Below are 18,574 nucleotides of genomic sequence, written 5' to 3'. Positions count from 1 at the left end.
CTGCTATTTTAGTTGTTTTAATATTTCTTCAATTGCTTTCATTAGCTGCGGATCTTTTCCTGATACTTTATCCTCAAAGGTATTGATAACAAGAATATCAGGCTGTACACCTGTTACTTCCAGGTCTTTTCCTTCCAGGCTGTAACAACCCCAGGCAGGCATACGAACGAATGAACCATCAACTAATCCAACACCCGATGTAAAGATGATCCATCTGTATGTTTCATTACCAATGATCTTTCCCAGCTTCAAAGCTTTGAATCCCTGTGCTGTCATTTCAGCATCACTGAGCGATTGCTCATTAATAAGCAGGACTATTGGTTTATCACTTGGTGAAAAATTCGGCTGACGTGTTGCTGCACCTTCACGGTATTTCCATTGCAGGTAAGAACGCTGCGATAAAAACTTCAGCACTTCATCATGAACATTGCCACCTGTATTATAACGCAGATCAAGAATCAATGCATCTTTGTTCTGCAGCTCCTGTGTCATATCCGTAATAAACTGGTCAAGTTCACCTGTACCCATATTCTTCATATAACCATATGCAATTCGTCCCTTGCTTTTCTCATCAACTGTTTGCTGGTTACGGTCAATCCATTCTTCGTAAAGAGTGCTGAACATGCTTGCATCTGGGTGCAGCTTCACTTCAATTGTCTGATCGCCTCTGCTGAAAGTGAGTTTCATTTCTGTATCAAGCGAAGGCTTGGTGAAATAAAACTTCTGTCAACTGTTTTGTCAACTATTTCGTTATTTACTTTTATTAACTCATCACCTGGCTTCAAATCAATTCCCTTCTTATCAGCAGCTGAACGTTTTACCACATACTTCACCTGGTAAGGCTGTTCATTATCAAACACAATTCCTGTTTCCATGGTACGGTTCTGTAATGCAATGCTTTCATCTGCGCCAAATGTTGAAAATCCCTGGTGTGAAGAATTCAGTTCGCCCAGCATATCATTTAACAGGATGCGCAGATCTGCACGGTTGTTGAGATAAGGCAGAAACTGTTGATAGTATTCCTTTGTTTTTTTCCAGTCGAGCCCATGGAAATTTTCATCATAATAATTTTCCTGCATCTGTGCCCATGCTTCGTCAAACATCTGATCAAACTCACCGGCAAGATTTCTTCTGTACACAAAATTCATATTGATGGGATCAGCTTTATTTGCATCGAGGTTCAGTTTGTTAATGGTTCCGTTGATAAGAATAAAATACTTATCCCCGGTTTGCACAAAATCAAAGCCGCCGCCCATTACACCTGCAATACGTTCAGTTTTATTTTGTTCAAAAGGTTCAATGGTTGTTTTCCATAAGGAGTATTGTCCTTCTGCATGATTACTGCTGAAGAGGACCGTTGTCTTTTCTCCCTTTTGATATACCTGCTGTAAAAACTGCTGACCAAACTGCGGACTTACCTGCTCAATTCTTTCCATCAGCCTGTCCTGATCGATGATGATTGTTTTTTTAATAGAATCGGCTGCTGATTTTTTCCTCTGTGCTGTGTCTTTCTTTTCTTCTGTAAACAATTCACTGAACTTATCCATCCGGAAAGGTGCATTAAGTTTTTCAAGTGGAATGCGATACACATGTGCTGAATTTGTACCGAAAGGATAAGATGGTTTTAAGCGTTGTGAAGTAAAATAAATATACTGTCCATCTGGCGACCAGATTGGATCTGTTTCTGAAATACCCGTTTTTGTAAAATTGGTGGTTTTGTTTTCACCGATATTATATACAATGATATCCTGTTCAAAATTTCGGTAGGCAGTGAATACAATATATTCATCATTGGATGAAAAACCCGGGTTGCTGTTTTGAAAACCCCAGATCTCATCTTTCACAATTAATTTATCAGCCATTGTTTTCAAATCAAGCAGGTGTACTTCATTTCTGCCGCTGAGATAAACTGCTTTTGTTCTTGTTTTGTTGAATGTAATGGAATGGTTGTTCCGCAAATCATTACTGATCTGTTTAGGTGCATTGTTTGTTCCTGCTGTAATTGTATAGAGATTGGTGTACCCTTTCAGTGTTTGTGTGTACAGCAATGTTTTATTATCGCTCAGCCATTTTACTTCTGCTGCACGTTCAACGGTATTACGATCAACCTCCTGAATAAATTTACCTTCTGCATCGCTTACAAATAATTCACCCCTTGCTGTGAAAGCTATTTTCTTCCCATCGGGTGATACATCAAAGGCCGAGATATTTCCTTTTACATCAAAATCTTTTTCTTTGGGAAGAATATTATTCCGTGAAATAGAAATAGCGAGCCTGTTCTCTTTGCCTGTTGCCACATCATAGATCCACAGCTGGTAATCCTTCTCAAACACAATCTTTCCTCCATCAGCGTTTACCTGCGGAGTTTTGATGGAAGAAGAAAATTTAGTCAGCGCTTTTTTATTGCTGCCTGCGATTGCGTACAAATTGTATTGTCCGTTCGCTTCATCAGAAATAAAATAAACAGCTCCTTTACGGTCAATACTTGCGCTGAAATCTTTTCCTTCCCAGGTAGTGTATTTCTTATGCTGCTTTGTTTTAAGATTGTACGATTGAATATCGGGATTAAATGCTCCCTTGTATCTTTTACGCTGCACCTGGTTATTGCTTTCCCATGTATCATTGAAAAAGATTTCACCTGATGTTGGATGCTCCACAAGATTGTGATCGTACAGGAAGAAATAATCGGCAAATATTTTTAAAGGAGTACCGCCATCTTTCGACACTTTAAAACCTGATATTTGTCCGTTGCGGCCACTGTTAAAATAAATGTATTTGGAATCCCAGCTCCAGCTGGTTACTTCATCAGCACTGCTGTGAAAAGTAAGTTGCTTTATATCACCACCATTGACTGACATGATGAATACATCCACATTTCCGTATTGTCTTCCACTGAAGGCAATCCATTTCCCATCGGGTGAAACCCTTGCTGATGTTTCATAACCCTGCATGGCTGTGATACGTGTGGCCTGTCCATCTTTAACGGCTGCTTTCCACAAATCACCTTCATAACTGAAGATGACTGTTTCACCATCGGGTGTTAAGGTTGGATTGGAAAGGAAATAAGCATTTCCTGTTTGAGAAAACGCAGTTTCTGCAAACAACAGCAGGAGAAAAACAATAAGTTTCATTGTTAATTGATTTTGGAACAGCAATGTACGAGGAAAAGCAATTGACAGATAACCGTTCAGAACAATTTGCAGCCGTATTCAATTTGTAAAAAAAATCCCGGAATCAGCAAGTTGCTGATTCCGGGATTGGTTATTTATAAACGGTAAAAAATTATACTACCAGGTTGATCATTTTATTCTTTACGTAAATGATCTTCTTTGGTTGTTTACCGTCGAGCCATTTCAGCACCACTTCATTACTCAACACGATCTGTTCCACTTCAACCTGTGTAATATTTAAGTCAAGTGTAAGCTCAGCTCTTGTTTTACCATTGATGGCAACTGGGTATGCTTTACTTGATTCAGCAACATACTTCGCTTCAAATTTGGGGAAGCTGGCATCCAGAATACTGTCTTTATGACCCAGCAAATCCCAAAGTTCATCACGCACATGCGCCGCATAAGGAGTGAGCATGATGAGTAACTGTTCCAGAATTTCTTTCTTGTGGCATTTCAGATCACTGAGTTCATTCACTGCAATCATGAATGTACTTACACCGGTGTTGAAACTGAAACGTTCTGTATCATCTTCAATTTTTTTGATGGTTCTGTGCAGCACTTTCAATTCGGCGTCGTTTGGTTTTTCATCCTTCCACACTTGTCCTTTAACTTCGTCGTAAAACAAACGCCATAACTTTTTCAGGAAACGGTGAACACCTTCAATGCCTTTTGTATCCCATGGTTTGCTGATCTCTACCGGACCGAGAAACATTTCATACATGCGGAAAGTATCTGCGCCGTACCTGTTTACCAGATCATCAGGATTAACCGTGTTGAATTTAGACTTACTCATCTTCTCTACTTCACTGCCGCAGATATATTTGTTATCATTATTCAACAAGAATACAGCGTTGCTAAAATCTGGTTTCCATCTTTTAAATGCTTCTGTATCTAACTCAAGGCCATCAACAATATTTACATCAACGTGTAAATCAAAAAGACTCACTTCGACGCCATCAAACTTTTCTGCTGTAAAATTATTTTCTTTCAGTTCTGGGATTAAGTTTGAGAGAATATCGACAAGATTATATTCTTCAATATAGAAGCTGGGTTTAACTTTATCTCTAATATCGTTAGAAATAAAAATTTGATACTTTGATAGGATTTGATTTATACTATCATACTCTTTCTTAAACTCAAATTTATATCTATACACAAACCTCGATGAACCTTGTATCATCCCCTGATTCACCAACTTTTTAAATGGTTCATCAAAACCAATATGCCCAAGATCATACAAAGCTTTCGTCCACATGCGGCTGTACAATAAATGTCCTACTGCATGTTCTGTTCCGCCAATATATAAATCAACCTGGTTCCAGTAATCAGAAACGGTACGGTCGCAAAATGCTTTGTCGTTATGCGGATCCATATAACGTAAGAAGTACCATGAAGAACCTGCATAACCGGGCATTGTATTCGTTTCCAAAGCCCCCCCACCCCCCAAAGGGGGGATTTCACACCCGAATTGATTTATCCAGTCTGGTATGTTGGCAACAGGACCTTCGCCCTCTGGTACTGGCTTATAATTTTCAACTTACGGTAATAACAGAGGTAACTGATCTTCACTTAATGGATAAGCAACCCCATCTTTCCAAACAATTGGAAATGGTTCACCCCAATACCGCTGACGGCTGAAGGCAGCATCACGCATTTTAAAATTCACTTTGCGTACACCAATACCCAACTCTTCAATTTTATTGATCGCCACATCAATGGCATCTTTCATGAGCATACCATTTAAGAAACCGCTGTTTTCAAGTGTTGCTTCCTTGGTAGGGTTCGCTTCTTCACCATTGTAATAACTGCCAATGATATTCGTGATGGGAATATTAAAATGAGTGGCAAACTTGTGATCCCTTTCATCGCCACAGGGTACAGCCATAATAGCACCTGTACCATAACCTGCCAGTACATATTCAGAAATCCAGATAGGAATTTCTTTTCCATCAAACGGATTCAGTGCATAAGAACCTGTAAACACACCACTGATTTTTTTCTCCGCCTGGCGTTCACGTTCACTGCGGCTTTTTACATAAGCAATATATTCATCAACAGCAGTTGCCTGCTCAGCCGATTTAATCTGATCAACTAAATCCAGTTCGGGGGCAATCACCATAAAGTCAACACCAAAAATAGTATCAGGTCTTGTTGTGTACACCCTGAGTGGTGAGTCGATAGTCGTGAGGGGTTTACTCACGCCTGACGCATCACGACTGACGATTTTAAAATCTATCTCAGCCCCACTACTCTTTCCAATCCAGTTGGTTTGCATTTCTTTCATGCTGTCGCTGAATTCAATTCTGTCTAACCCTTCCAGCAAACGATCAGCATATTCTGTAATACGCAAATACCATTGACGTAATTTCTTTTTTACTACGGGATGTCCGCCACGTTCACTTACACCATTCACCACTTCATCATTTGCCAGTACAGTTCCCAATGCTTCGCACCAGTTTACTTCACCAAAACCACAGTAGGCAAGGCGATAGTCCATGAGGATACTTTGCTTCGCTGCATCATCATACCCTTTCCATTCAGCTGCAGTAAAGCCGGTAGTCGATAGTCGGTAGCCGTGAGTTGAAGAACCCTCTGCTTCAAACGATGCAATCAAATTAGCAATCGGTTCTGCTTTATTTGTGTGACGGTTATAGAAATTATTGAATAGTTGTAAAAAGATCCATTGCGTCCATTTGTAATAACCGGGATCGCAGGTACGCACTTCACGGTCCCAATCGTAACAGAAACCGATATTATCTAACTGCCTGCGGAAATTATTAATGTTCTGATCGGTACTAACGGCCGGGTGTACTCCATGTTCAATGGCATACTGCTCGGCCGGTAATCCAAATGCATCATAACCCATCGGGTGCAGTACATTAAATCCTTTCAACCTTTTGAACCGTGAATAAATATCACTGGCAATATATCCTAAAGGATGACCCACATGCAAGCCTGCACCACTTGGATAAGGGAACATATCCAGCACGTAAAACTTAGGTTTGTCACTTGTATTAGAAACTTTATACGCATGTGTTTCATTCCAGTGTGCCTGCCATTTCTTTTCTATTTCTCTAAACTTGTATTCCATTGACCGTTTCGATTATTATTTTTGATACCAGCTTTGTGTTTCAATTTTGCCTTTGTTGTGTCACTCACTTCAGGTTTCTGAACCCGTTTCAACTTTTTTTTGATCCGCATTGAACCAAGAGTACAAGTGTGCGACGCAAGGAACGATGACCAGAGTTTGTGAAAGAAGACTTAAAAAATTCTTTTCATTCCCCTTTCTACAGCATCCTTGAAATAATGACGGATTACAATCGTTACTACTTCGCTCAAATCTTTATTACTATTGCCTGAGCTGAGCATTACACAGTAAGTGGGCAACAAAATTAAGGATTGCAGGGCTAAATCTGTTAAATTTGCTCGCCTCCCAAAGCCTTGGTGAAGGAAGGCCCGCCCACCTTTGCAATTGCTTCTGTGGGTAAACAACAAAGAACTTACAAAATTCATAACTGCATGGCGCAAGTACAAAACAAAGCTTCCATGAAGCGCTCCAAGCCTTCTTACATCTACAGCATTATCGGAGTAGCCTTAGTCTTATTCATTCTTGGTGTATTGGGGTGGATCTTTTTAAATTTCCAGAAAGTAGGTAATACCCTGCGTGAAAACATACAGTTTCATGCGTGGCTCAGCACTACCAATAAACGGTCTATTGACAGTTTAACCAGTTATGTAGCGGCACAGCCTTATGTAAAATCTTCAGCCTATGTAAACAAAGACATGGCAAAAGAGATTTATAACAAAGACGGGAATGAAAGCTGGGATAAAATTTTAACCGAGAACCCCTTACCTGAAAGCATTGATTTCTTTGCCAAGGCTGAATATGTAAGAAAAGACAGCCTGGATAAAATCACTGCTGATTTAATGAGCAAATACCCGGGTGTGATCAGTGAAGTGCAGTACCCCAAAGATCTTGTAGTAACGCTCAATGAACGTTCACAAAAAATCGGGCTTGTGCTGCTGATTGTTGCTGTATTATTGAGTGCTATTGTAATTGTTTCTATTGATACAACGATACGTTTAGCCATGTTCAGCAACCGCTTCCTTATTAAAACCATGCAGATGGTTGGTGCTACCAGGGGCTTTATTGCAAAACCTATGAACATCAGGGCGGTGATCAACGGGTTGATCAGTGCAGGCATTGCCATTGCAGCCATCTGGCTAATCATTGTGTGGGCCGAAAGTTATATTCCGGATATGAAGGCACTTCGTGACCCGAAGCTGTATCTCATTCTCTTTGGTTCGATCATTCTCATTGGTGTGGGCATTTCGCTGTTCAGCACCCACCGCAGTGTAATGAAGTATTTGAAGATGAAACTGGATGAATTATATTAAGAAGACAGAAAGTAATTAGACGGGAAGTCCGGAAGAAATCTCTTTCTTCCGGACTTTTCTGACTTACCTTCTTTCGGTCCTGTTCGCTTTCCCGACTTCCTGAACTTTCCTTATCTTGCAGCCCTCAAACAAAGACTATGAGCCAAAAGAAAATAGCAACGATTTTTACCAAAGAAAACTATATGTGGATGGCCATTGGCGCAGCCGTGATCATTCTGGGTTTTTTGCTGATGATTGGCGGCAAAAGTGCTGACCCCAATGTGTTTAATAAAGATGAAGTGTACAGCATTCGCCGTATTACAATAGCACCGATCCTCATCATTGCAGGTTTGGTGATGGAGATTTACGCCATCATGAAAAAGCCAAAAGATTAAGCAACATAATTTGGAAATGAGCCGATTTGAAAATTTGAAGATGAGTGTCAGATTTTCAAGTCGGCTTTTTCATTTTCAAATCAACAAATTTCCAAATTTTCAAATTGCGTTTTCATGAATACGTTTGAATCCATCGTCATTGCCATTGTAGAAGGATTAACTGAATATCTGCCTATTTCATCTACCGGTCACATGATCATTGCTGAGCGTTTGATGAATGTCCCATCCGACAACTTTACAAAACTCTTTACCGTAGCCATACAGCTGGGTGCTATTTTAAGTGTGGTGGTTTTATACTGGAAAAAATTTATTGATTTCAAGAGCTGGCAGTTTTATGCCAAGCTTCTTGTTGCCGTATTACCTGCATTGGTGCTGGGCAAATTATTCAGTGACAAAATTGATGAAATGCTGGAGAGTGCACTCACGGTTTCTGTTACCATGCTGCTTGGTGGTATTGTGCTGCTGTTCATTGATAACGTTTTCAAACAACATACTATTAAAGAAGAAAAAGAGTTATCGTTTGGAAAAGCATTCATTATTGGCCTGTGGCAATGTATTGCAATGATTCCGGGAGTAAGCCGCAGCGCCGCTTCTATCATTGGCGGTATGCAGCAAAAATTAACCCGTTCCTTAGCTGCTGAATTTTCTTTTTTCCTTGCTGTACCAACCATGGCGGCAGCTACAGGCTATTCCTTATTTGTAAAAGACTGGGCAGCAAATGGTGCAGAACAAAAGGGTTATGAAATCATTCTTTCAACCACAGAAAACACAACCGCATTTATTATTGGGAACGTTGTGGCATTCATTGTTGCCATGCTGGCCATTAAATTCTTTATTGGCTTTTTACAGAAGCACGGCTTCCGTTTGTTTGGCTGGTACAGGATTATTGCAGGTATTATTTTGCTGATAATGATCATGACGGGCTACCTGAAATAAACCATTTCAGTTTAATATCCTATTTTCATGTAAACTACCTGTGCTGAAACAACCTGTTTCACATATAAACAATCCATATGCAGACTGCTTCAAAGAAAGTTGTTAACGGCTGGGCCATGTATGATTGGGCCAATAGTGTTTACAACCTGGTTATTACTGCTACCATGTTTCCTGCCTACTATGAAGAGGTTACAAAAGGTGAAAACGGAACAGGTATTGTTCGTTTTCTTGGAAGGGATTTTGTGAATACGGCTCTTTATAATTATGCTTTAGGATTTGCCTTTTTAATTGTTGCTTTTATTTCCCCGGTACTTTCATCTATTGCAGATTACAGGGGCAATAAAAAACATTTCATGCGCTTTTTTTCTACGCTTGGAAGTATATCCTGCAGTATGCTTTTCTTCTTTAAAGGCGATAATTTAAATCTTGGTATTACTACTGTTATTTTAGCCTGCATCGGCTTCTGGTCAAGTTTGGTTTTTTATAATTCATACCTGCCTGAGATTGCAGCGGAAGAAGACCGTGACAGGATCAGTGCAAAAGGGTTCAGCATGGGTTATATCGGCAGTGTGTTGTTACAGCTCATCTGCTTTGTGTTACTGTTTAAAAAAGAATGGTTCGGGTTTACAACAACAGATGCCCTGCGTACTTCTTTTCTGCTGGTTGGTGTTTGGTGGCTTGCTTTCTCACAGATTCCTTTGGCCATTTTACCCATCAGTCCAAGAACAGAACGGAAGAGTAAACATCATGTACTTGCCAACGGTTTTATGGAACTGAGAAAAGTATGGCTGCAATTAAGCAGTATGCCTGTGTTGAAACGTTTTCTGTTTGCTTTCTTCTTTTACAATATGGGTGTACAAACAATTATGCTGGCAGCAACATTGTATGGAAAAAGTGAATTGGGGATACCGGTAAGCAACCTTATTGTTTCTATTTTACTGATACAGTTAGTTGCCATTCCCGGTGCATATCTTATTTCCCGCTTAAGCAGCATGATTGGCAATATCAAATCCCTGATGATTGTTGTTGCCATTTGGGTATTGCTTTGTTATGTTGGTTATCTTATTCCAAAAGGAGGCGTTTATCAATTTTACGGACTTGCAGCCTGTGTTGGTTTTGTAATGGGTGGAATACAATCGCTCAGTCGTTCTACTTATGCCAAGCTGATGCCCGAAACAAAAGACACCACTTCCTTCTTCAGTTTTTATGACGTAACGGAGAAAATTGCCATTGTAATCGGGATGTTCAGTTTTGGTTACATTACTGAACTCTTTAACGGTTCACAACGAAATTCGGTACTGGCTCTCATGACATTTTTTGTCATTGGCTTTTTCTTATTGTTTTATACTTTGCAGGCGCAGACTAAAAAAGCGAACTGATCAAATGAAACTCTATTCCGTTAATACAGGTTATTTCAAATTAGATGGCGGGGCAATGTTTGGTGTAGTGCCAAAAGTGATGTGGAACAAATTGAACCCGGCTGATGAAAACAATCTCTGCAGCTGGGCCATGCGTTCTTTACTGATTGAAGATGGCAACCGGTTAATTCTGATTGATAATGGCATGGGCGATAAACAGGATGCAAAATTCATGAGCCATTATTATTTACATGGCGATGATACATTGGATAAATCATTAGCCAACCATGGTTTCAGTAAGGATGATATTACTGATGTATTTTTAACACATCTGCATTTTGATCATTGTGGTGGTTCCATTAAACGTGAAGGAGAAAAACTGATACCTGCATTTAAGAATGCAACCTTCTGGAGTAATGAACATCACTGGCAATGGGCTACAGAACCAAACGACCGGGAGAAAGCTTCCTTTCTGAAAGAAAACATTTTACCCATTCAAGAAAGTGGACAATTAAAATTTGTTGTGCCCGGCGAAAGAAAGTTTCATAAAATTCCCTCCTCTTCTTTTTATGAAAAGATGTCAATCCGATTTGTTGATGGACATACAGAAAGCATGATGCTGCCACAAATTACTTATAAAGACAAAACCATTGTGTATATGGCCGATCTGTTACCGGCGGCTGCACATATTCCCATTCCATATGTAATGGCATATGATACCAGGCCATTACTGACGATGAATGAAAAGAAATTGTTTTTAGAGGAGGCTGTTGAAAAAGATTTCGTCCTTTTCTTTGAACATGATCCAAAGGTTGAATGCTGCACACTGCAACAAACAGAAAAAGGAATCAGGATAAACGAGAGTTTTGAGCTGAGTTCGCTTGGTTAATTACCGTTGACTGATGAGTCCGCTTAACTTAAACCGTGTATTACGGTATCCCATCATATCAACTTTTACACTGCCTACTGAAATGGGGCTTTCAATCCGTACCGGAATTTTATTGGCATCATCACTTACCCAAACAATCATTTTTTCTCCTCCTTTAAAAATGGTTCCTTCAATCAAGAGAGGTTTAAATTTTATTGCATTGAACTTACCATACTTGGTTTTTATTTTTTCTTTCCCGAGGTAACGGATATAAAGGTTGTAGGTTTTGTCATCAATAAACATGCTGAAGGGAATCTTATCGCCGGGTTTGTATTTATTGAAATCAATATTTCTTGCATAATAAATAGAACTCAGCACATCCTGTACACAATCAGGTACTTTGAATGTACCTCCCTGCGATGTAGCCGTGTTTGACGCATGGTTAAATGTTACATTTTCAAATTTCTTAAAATCGCCTTCAACAATATTGCGTACAAACTTGTAGGGTTGCAGTGATGCAGTATCAATATAGCTTTCGTATCTGTCTCTTACTTTAAAGAAGCCATCAAAGAAAGAAGTTGTTTTGCCATCGCCAACGATATGATATACGGGTTTACCGTTATAACGTTCCAGATTTACATTGAAATTTGCTTCACCACCATATACATAAATACCGGCTAATGTATAGTACACATGGTAGTTAATGGATTCACCGCTTTGAAAAGATGTATTATGAATGCCGCAAAACTCATCGCCTGTTTGTGTGGGAACAGAGTTGAATGATAACAAGGTAAAAAACAGGGTCCAAAAAAACTTCATCGTTCTTTAAAAATTTTAATCGTCAGTAACAACAAACTCCCGAGCAAAGCAGGAAGAACCAGGTTCAGTAACCAGATGCCCACTGTTCCTGTCAGTAAGGCAATACTGTTCGAGCTGAATAATCCTGCAATACTGATAGCCACTTTTCCCCTGATTCCAACATCAGCAATGGCAAAACTTGGAACAATTGCCATTACCAGGAAGATCAGTGCCACGCTCCAAAAACCCTGCCACCAGGATATATCTGCCTGTAAGGCCTGCCATATCAGCACATATTGTAAGGCAAAAACAATAAAACGTAAAAAAGAGTAAAATAATACCTGAAGATAAGCCCGGTTCGATAAGTTTTCCAATACTTCTGTAAATGATAACTTTTCCTTTAGCCAGGGAATCCATTTCAGCATCTTCGCTAATAACTGCATGCGGAAGAAAAACAACCCGGTGATAAGGATAAAAAACAAAACCGAATACTGAAATATCTGGAGCAGGATAACAGAGAAATGTGTTCCGCTTAACTGTACACGGTACAATTCAGGTTTCAGGATCAATAAGCCTATCCATCCAAAAATGAGTGTTATCAGTAACTGCCCAACGCTGCTTACAATTGCAAGTGCTACGCCTTTCATACGGAAATCCCGGGCCAGATACACTACCCTGCCTCCATACTCACCAATGCGGTTGGGGGTATTCATAGCTAAGGATAACCCGCTGAGTACAGATTCAAATGCTTTACTGAAAGATAATTTCTGAAACTTATTTACCAGCACATACCATTTAAAGGTTTCCAGTCCCCAGTTAACCGGCATCAGCAAAATTGCCAGCCATAATTTCCAGCTTTGCTCTCCTGTTACGGCCTGCTTCATCTGCTGCCATGCAAGAGGTAAGTCGGGTTGATGAGCTACCTGGTTGTACAAAGAAATACTGATCCACAGAAAGAGGATCGGTCCCAGAAAGTAATTAATAAAGATTTTGAAATTCCTGCTCAGTTTCAATTAATTTGGCCAAAATTAACCTGCACTTTGCAAACTTCTGCGAAAATCATTTTGGGCATCGATCCGGGAACTGTAATCATGGGCTACGGACTCATCAGTATTAAACAAAACAAGGTGCAGTTAATTGATATGGATGTACTGAAATTAACCAAACACAAGGATGTATATATCCGTTTGCAACTGATCCATGAAAAAGTAAAACAGGTTATTGAGCAATATAAACCAACTGATTTTGCTATTGAAGCCCCCTTCTTTGGAAAGAATGTACAGAGTATGCTGAAGCTGGGAAGAGCGCAGGGTGTAGCCATTGCTGTTGCCATGAGCGCAGGATTGAATGTAACGGAGTATTCGCCCAAAAAAGTAAAACAATCGGTAACAGGAAATGGAAATGCAGATAAGGAACAGGTGTTGAAAATGCTGCAGCATCACCTGCAGTTTAAAGCCAAACCAAAATACTATGATGCTACAGATGCGTTGGCAGTAGCGCTCTGCCATCATTTTCAAACATCCAACAGCTTACTCAAAAGCGCAGGAAAAGTAAAGGGCTGGGAAGATTTTATGAAACAAAATCCGGGGAGAATTAAAAAATAACAACCGCCGGTAACTTTAGGTAAAGCAGAAAGAGCTTTCTATCAATCAATGCTTTCGTGTATTTTTTTTTGCTTCTGCTTATCCATGTAGTTATGAATAATACTGTAGGAGAATGCTGTCTTATCATCAATAACAATACACATATTCCAGAATTTACCTGAAACATAAAGTGCATCATTCACTTTTTTCCACTTGTACGTTTTTCGATACAGCACTTCGTTTAAATACTTCTGAAAACATTCATCACAGTCGGTTGTTTTGGTTTCTTTGTAACAGCTTCCCTTTCCATCAAAATAACAGGTAATATCCATTTTACGTTTCGTACTGTCCTGCACAGAAAGCCGCAGTGTTGAATCAGTTGCATATACAAAAGCCCGTTCATTATTCCGGCTGCCGTATTTGCTTAATCGCTTTTCAACATTTGTTTTTTTATGAAGCAGATAATCCTGAGCCTGAACGGACAGGCCACTTAGTGAAGTAACTGCAAGCAGAAGAAAATGAAAGAAGCTCTTCATACGAAACGGGGCATTAATCTGTATTCCTCATCTTCGGCAAGGCAAGTAAAAAAATGATGGCAGGAATATATCCCAATACAAAGATCCAGTTGAAGTACCCAAAGATGGCATCCACCAAAAGCTTCAGTGTAACAACAATAACAAAACTGATTGGGCCCCATTTTTCCATTGTCCATACGCCGCTCAATCCTACAAAACTAAACACAATCATCAATGCATTTACAGCGGGGTACAATGTATCAACACCACCTTTCAACACAATATTACCTGTAAACGAATACACTATTTCCCATAATCCATAAGCAAACAAAGCTGCACAGAGAATGGTAATTAACTGCGGACGTGGACTTTTCCTGCTTCCTTTTGTTTTGTACCCGTAATGATCGTGACGTCCCTGATGGCTATGACTCATAGATGTTATTTTAGTTTTTCAAGAATTTTTTGCTGGGCGGATTTCATTTGGTCATCTGTTAATTTCAGTTTGGGTCTGGTAAAATTCAAATCATCGGCACTGTTGATTGGTACAAGATGCAGATGAGCATGCGGCACTTCCAGTCCAATTGCTGCAATACCAACCCTGTTACAATCAAAGGCGGCTTCCATTGCTTTAGCAATTGGTTTGGCAAAGATCAGCAGCTCTGCAAGGTATTCATCAGCCACATCAAAAAACTTATCTGTTTCAACTTTTGGAACAACCAGTACATGCCCTTCAGCAAGAGGAAAAATATCCAGGAACGCAAAGAACTGATCACTCTCTGCAATTTTATACGATGGTATTTCGCCTGCAATAATTTTTGAGAAAATACTCATGCTGCCAAACATTTTTGATTTCAGATTTATGAGTGCCGATTGAATTTTCAACTTGCTGTTACGCATAAATCAAGCCATTTTAACCGCCGTAAATGTAAAAGAAAAAGATGAGCATTTGCACGCCCATCTTCTTCCTTTTCAGTTCTTCTTACTTCTTCTTATACCGTAATTTCTTCTACTTTAAATTTTACAACACCGGCAGGCACCTGCACTTCTGCAATTTCACCAACAACCTTACCCAGCAATCCCTTGCCAATTGGAGAGGTAACAGAAATTTTTCCTGCTTTCAGATCGGCCTCCCGTTCACTTACAATCTGGTAAGTAATTTCTTTTTTAGTGCCCAGGTTGGTAACTCTAACTCTTGTTAAAATATTCACCCTTCCTGTATCAATTGTAGTTTCATCCACAATACGGGCAGTGGCAATAACTCCTTCCAGCTGTTTGATTTTTGCTTCGAGCATACCCTGCGCCTCTTTGGCTGCATCATATTCTGCATTTTCTTTCAAATCGCCTTTTTCTCTTGCTTCGGCAATAGCACGTGAAGCAGCAGGACGCTGAACGCCACGCATTTCCTGCAGTTCGGCCTGCATCTTATCCAGTGTTTCCTTTGTTACATAATTTACACTCATGTTTCCTCCTTTCTTTTCGGTTATACAAAAAAATAACAACGCCCCAGGCCTGCTGAAGCGTTGCATGTTTATTTGAACTGTAAAAGTAAACAACTTTTCTGAAAGAAGAAGCTTTTGGGCTGTAAGCTTTGGTACTGATCACATCAGCAGCTCCGGCTTTTCGCTGCAAGTCCCCGTTACGCTCCGCTTCACTGTGGGCTTTCCGCTTCAATCCGGCAGCCTTTGGGCAAACTCAACATCCTTCAAATAAAAAAACGGGTCTTTCCTGGAGAAAAAAATCAACTTTCTCAATTACTATAACCCGTTAGAAGCCGTCTTAAGAATTAAAGAGAGCTTCGTTTATATTGTCAACGTGAAATATCCACTAAAACAGGGATATCCTTACATCTGCAAAAACTTATTTTTATTCCAACGAAAAAAAAGAATCATGAAAAAAATAAATCATTTGCTGGCAACGATATGTTTCACAGCAGCCCTTCTGTTAACCGGTACCGGCGCATTTGCACAAAAAGGAACAATGTATGCACAAACCACTACAGTTATCCAGCTGGATAAATATACCTTCAGGGCAGATAATTTTCTTTTTACAGATGCATTGGATGCCAATAATCAAATGAGGCATACAGCCAGTTTTGATCTTCTGTTAACCGACGATGCCGCTTTGCGTGATGCAGTAACATTGTTTCAGGTATCCAAAGAACGCCCCAGTATCAGGATGGTTTTTATAACACTAAACTATGCAGGAGAAAATATTCAGGAAAGATTTTATGATAATACTGTGGTGGAAGAAATTTTGCTGCCTGCTCTTGATGCAACTTCAAAGTCGGCCTTTAAAGCGACTATAAAAATCAGGGCAGAAAAAGTAGAACAGCAGAAAGGAAGCATAAAGACCCAACTTGCAAGCAGGAATAAATATGCGGCTCTTTGTTCCAATTTTTCTTTGTCACTTGGAAAACTTCCCGCAAACAGGGTATCCAAAATCAGCGGACTGAGTATTAAACCGGGTAATCAGCAATCTATTAATTTTACAATTGAAATTTCTGCCCTTGACGGAGCAGCCTGGAATCAGTGGTTTTTGACTGGTGCGGGAGGAGCAATTCAACAGGGCAACATCAGCTTGCTGGCCCCGAATCTGAAAGATGCTTTATACAACATCTCACTGGCGGACGTAGAGATTGTTTCGTATTCAAACTCAACTGGAAACCGGGTACTTATCGGACTGAGAACAAAAAGCGTGGCAATAAAATAAAACAATAAATGCCGCTTGCAGATGAGATAGAAACTGTCTTGTAAGAGCTAAGCCGCAATACAATTTAAAGCCTGTCCGAAAGGGTTTATCCCGGCTGGTAATTCACAACACAGGAGTTATAAGTAATCCTACTGATGAAGGTATTTCTTTATACCAACCCCAATTTATCAGCCAGCACCTTGCTCATTTTATAATGAGCTTCATGACTGTAACCTGCAACATGCGGAGTTAGAATTACATTCGGCTGTTGTGCCAGCCAGTTGATCTGTTCATTTTCTTCAGCAGTATAGGTTGACAACTTTTCATTTTCGAGCACATCCAATCCGGCACCAGCAATCCATCCATTCTTTAATGCATTGACTACTGCAGCGGTATCATGCACTTTGCCCCTTGATGTGTTGAGAAAAAATGGTTTCTGTTTTGCCTCTTTAAAAAAATCCTCATTGGCATAATGAAAGGTAATATCCGTTAAAGGTAAATGCATACTGATGACATCGCTGTAGCGCAGTACCTGTTCAAGCGATGCTTCTCTAACCTGTGTTCCGCCAAATTCAAACTGGTAAAGGTCATGTGCAAGAATGGTTACATCAAAGCCCCGGAGTTTTTTTGCAAAAGCCTGGCCGGTATTACCAAAGCCGATGATACCAACTGTTTTTCCATTCAATTCAACTCCACGATTTTCATCACGCAGCCACACCTGTTTTTTAACTTCATCAAAACTGGTGTTGATCTTTTTCATTAAACTCAGCAACATGGCGAGTGCATGTTCACCCACTGCATCACAATTTCCTTCGGGGCTGCTGTACACTTTTACTCCTTTGCTTTCTGCATAAGGCACATCAATCAATTCCAATCCACTGCCCAACCGTCCGATCCACATGAGGCTTTTGGCTTCATCCATCAACGCAGCATTTATTTTTACTCTTGTTGATACAACAAGGCCCGCCACATCATCGAGCTGATGGATCAATTCATCGTAGGTAATTTCGGGACGGTACTCAACAGTATATCCTCCTTGCTCTAATTTCTGCCTCAGTAACTCATGACACTTTGCTGTAATAATAACCTTCATATTTATCTCATCTTAAACGTCAGTTCAGCAAACTGTTTTACTGTTAGCTGCTCTGCCCGTTTATTAAAAATATCCTCCTTAATAAATTCTTCATCAAACATTCCACGAACACCATTCCGTAACATTTTACGGCGCTGGTTAAATGCTGTTTTCACCAGCAGTTTAAATTTCTTCTCGCTCTGCATGGCAGGAATTTCTTTTACAGGTGTAAGCTTAATTACGCCGCTTTTTACTTTTGGCGGCGGAGTGAAACAATTTTCATCCACATCAAATAAATATTCCACATCAAAATAAGCCTGTATCAAAACGCTTAAGATACCATACGATTTATTTCCTTCTTTAGATGCGATTCGTTGCGCCACTTCTTTCTGAAACATTCCAACCACAGAATCAACCTGTTCTTTCCAGTCGAGTACCTTAAACAGAATTTGTGAAGAAATGTTGTAGGGAAAATTACCCACCAGCATAAAATGTCCTTCAAACGGTACATCAGCATTCAGAAAATCTTCATGCAGCAGTTTGCCCTTAATGGCGGGATAAGTCTGTTCGAGATAATCCACTTTTTCCTTATCCAGTTCAACAGCTTTAAAGTCAATATCCTTTAACTGCAGTAAATACTTGGTTAATGCGCCGCCGCCCGGACCTACTTCCACCAATTGCTTTGGCTTTTCTTCAACGATTGCCTCCACAATCTGGCGGCAAATGTTTTCATCTTTGAGAAAATGCTGACCTAATGATTTTTTAAGAGTGTATTGCACGCTGCAAAAGTAGCAGTAAAAAGCCGTTCACAGGA

General features: G+C 39.9%; 15 protein-coding genes and 2 pseudogenes. 7 read left to right on the top strand and 10 right to left on the bottom strand.

Going from position 1 to position 18,574, the window contains the following annotated elements:
* Positions 1 to 3: 3 nt before the first annotated feature.
* Together IPK31_10925 and IPK31_10920 are read right to left on the bottom strand one after the other, a co-directional pair.
* Positions 4 to 3,131 (bottom strand): annotated as a pseudogene (locus tag IPK31_10925) (PD40 domain-containing protein).
* A gap of 151 nt (positions 3,132 to 3,282) precedes the next feature.
* A pseudogene (locus IPK31_10920) lies at positions 3,283 to 6,261 on the bottom strand (leucine--tRNA ligase).
* A 428-nt stretch (positions 6,262 to 6,689) separates the two neighbouring features.
* Here IPK31_10920 and IPK31_10915 point away from each other — a divergent pair.
* The 5 genes from IPK31_10915 to IPK31_10895 all read left to right on the top strand — a co-directional run bounded on the left by IPK31_10915 (position 6,690) and on the right by IPK31_10895 (position 11,125).
* A complete protein-coding gene (locus IPK31_10915; GenBank protein ID MBK8088409.1) occupies positions 6,690 to 7,568 on the top strand; it encodes a hypothetical protein in 879 nt (292 codons plus the stop codon).
* Between the two features lie 137 nt (positions 7,569 to 7,705).
* Positions 7,706 to 7,942 carry a DUF3098 domain-containing protein gene (locus IPK31_10910; GenBank protein ID MBK8088408.1) on the top strand — a complete coding sequence of 79 codons (237 nt, stop codon included), beginning with the start codon at positions 7,706 to 7,708 and terminating at the stop codon, positions 7,940 to 7,942.
* A 114-nt stretch (positions 7,943 to 8,056) separates the two neighbouring features.
* Positions 8,057 to 8,878, top strand: a complete 822-nt coding sequence (locus IPK31_10905) for an undecaprenyl-diphosphate phosphatase (protein ID MBK8088407.1) — start codon at positions 8,057 to 8,059, stop codon at positions 8,876 to 8,878.
* Positions 8,879 to 8,955: 77 nt separating this feature from the next.
* A complete protein-coding gene (locus IPK31_10900) occupies positions 8,956 to 10,257 on the top strand; it encodes an MFS transporter (protein ID MBK8088406.1) in 1,302 nt (433 codons plus the stop codon).
* A 4-nt stretch (positions 10,258 to 10,261) separates the two neighbouring features.
* Positions 10,262 to 11,125: an MBL fold metallo-hydrolase gene (locus tag IPK31_10895; protein ID MBK8088405.1), complete on the top strand. Its 864-nt coding sequence runs from the start codon at positions 10,262 to 10,264 to the stop codon at positions 11,123 to 11,125.
* Here the strand turns inward: IPK31_10895 and IPK31_10890 are convergent, their stop codons facing one another.
* Positions 11,126 to 11,923, bottom strand: a complete 798-nt coding sequence (locus tag IPK31_10890) for a DUF3108 domain-containing protein (GenBank protein ID MBK8088404.1) — start codon at positions 11,921 to 11,923, stop codon at positions 11,126 to 11,128.
* Positions 11,920 to 12,837, bottom strand: a complete 918-nt coding sequence (locus IPK31_10885; GenBank protein ID MBK8088403.1) for a flippase-like domain-containing protein — start codon at positions 12,835 to 12,837, stop codon at positions 11,920 to 11,922. The genes IPK31_10890 and IPK31_10885 overlap by 4 nt, the downstream gene beginning before the upstream one ends.
* On the opposite strand from IPK31_10885, the gene ruvC reads away from it, so the two are divergent.
* Complete coding sequence (ruvC, locus tag IPK31_10880; protein MBK8088402.1) at positions 12,817 to 13,506, top strand: crossover junction endodeoxyribonuclease RuvC; 690 nt, start codon at positions 12,817 to 12,819, stop codon at positions 13,504 to 13,506. The genes IPK31_10885 and ruvC overlap by 21 nt on opposite strands.
* Positions 13,507 to 13,547: 41 nt before the next feature.
* On the opposite strand, the gene IPK31_10875 is transcribed toward ruvC, so the two are convergent.
* The 4 genes from IPK31_10875 to greA form a co-directional block, all read right to left on the bottom strand.
* Positions 13,548 to 14,021 carry a hypothetical protein gene (locus IPK31_10875; GenBank protein MBK8088401.1) on the bottom strand — a complete coding sequence of 158 codons (474 nt, stop codon included), beginning with the start codon at positions 14,019 to 14,021 and terminating at the stop codon, positions 13,548 to 13,550.
* 13 nt (positions 14,022 to 14,034) lie between these two features.
* Complete coding sequence (locus tag IPK31_10870; protein MBK8088400.1) at positions 14,035 to 14,433, bottom strand: hypothetical protein; 399 nt, start codon at positions 14,431 to 14,433, stop codon at positions 14,035 to 14,037.
* Between the two features lie 5 nt (positions 14,434 to 14,438).
* Positions 14,439 to 14,831 (bottom strand): HIT family protein, encoded by a 393-nt coding sequence (locus tag IPK31_10865; protein MBK8088399.1) that lies wholly within the window; start codon positions 14,829 to 14,831, stop codon positions 14,439 to 14,441.
* A gap of 158 nt (positions 14,832 to 14,989) precedes the next feature.
* On the bottom strand, positions 14,990 to 15,460 hold the full coding sequence (gene greA / locus IPK31_10860) for a transcription elongation factor GreA (protein ID MBK8088398.1): 471 nt from the start codon (positions 15,458 to 15,460) through the stop codon (positions 14,990 to 14,992).
* A gap of 427 nt (positions 15,461 to 15,887) precedes the next feature.
* Here greA and IPK31_10855 point away from each other — a divergent pair, with 427 nt between their 5' ends.
* A complete protein-coding gene (locus tag IPK31_10855) occupies positions 15,888 to 16,709 on the top strand; it encodes a hypothetical protein (GenBank protein MBK8088397.1) in 822 nt (273 codons plus the stop codon).
* A 148-nt stretch (positions 16,710 to 16,857) separates the two neighbouring features.
* Here IPK31_10855 and IPK31_10850 read toward each other — a convergent pair whose 3' ends face one another.
* Together IPK31_10850 and rsmA are read right to left on the bottom strand one after the other, a co-directional pair.
* On the bottom strand, positions 16,858 to 17,787 hold the full coding sequence (locus IPK31_10850; GenBank protein ID MBK8088396.1) for a hydroxyacid dehydrogenase: 930 nt from the start codon (positions 17,785 to 17,787) through the stop codon (positions 16,858 to 16,860).
* Positions 17,784 to 18,539, bottom strand: a complete 756-nt coding sequence (gene rsmA / locus IPK31_10845) for a ribosomal RNA small subunit methyltransferase A (protein MBK8088395.1) — start codon at positions 18,537 to 18,539, stop codon at positions 17,784 to 17,786. The genes IPK31_10850 and rsmA overlap by 4 nt, the downstream gene beginning before the upstream one ends.
* Between the last annotated feature and the right edge of the window lie 35 nt (positions 18,540 to 18,574).

This window comes from Chitinophagaceae bacterium, assembly GCA_016713085.1.
Taxonomy (GTDB): Bacteria; Bacteroidota; Bacteroidia; order Chitinophagales; family Chitinophagaceae; genus Lacibacter.
This window is presented reverse-complemented; position numbering and strand designations above follow the sequence as displayed.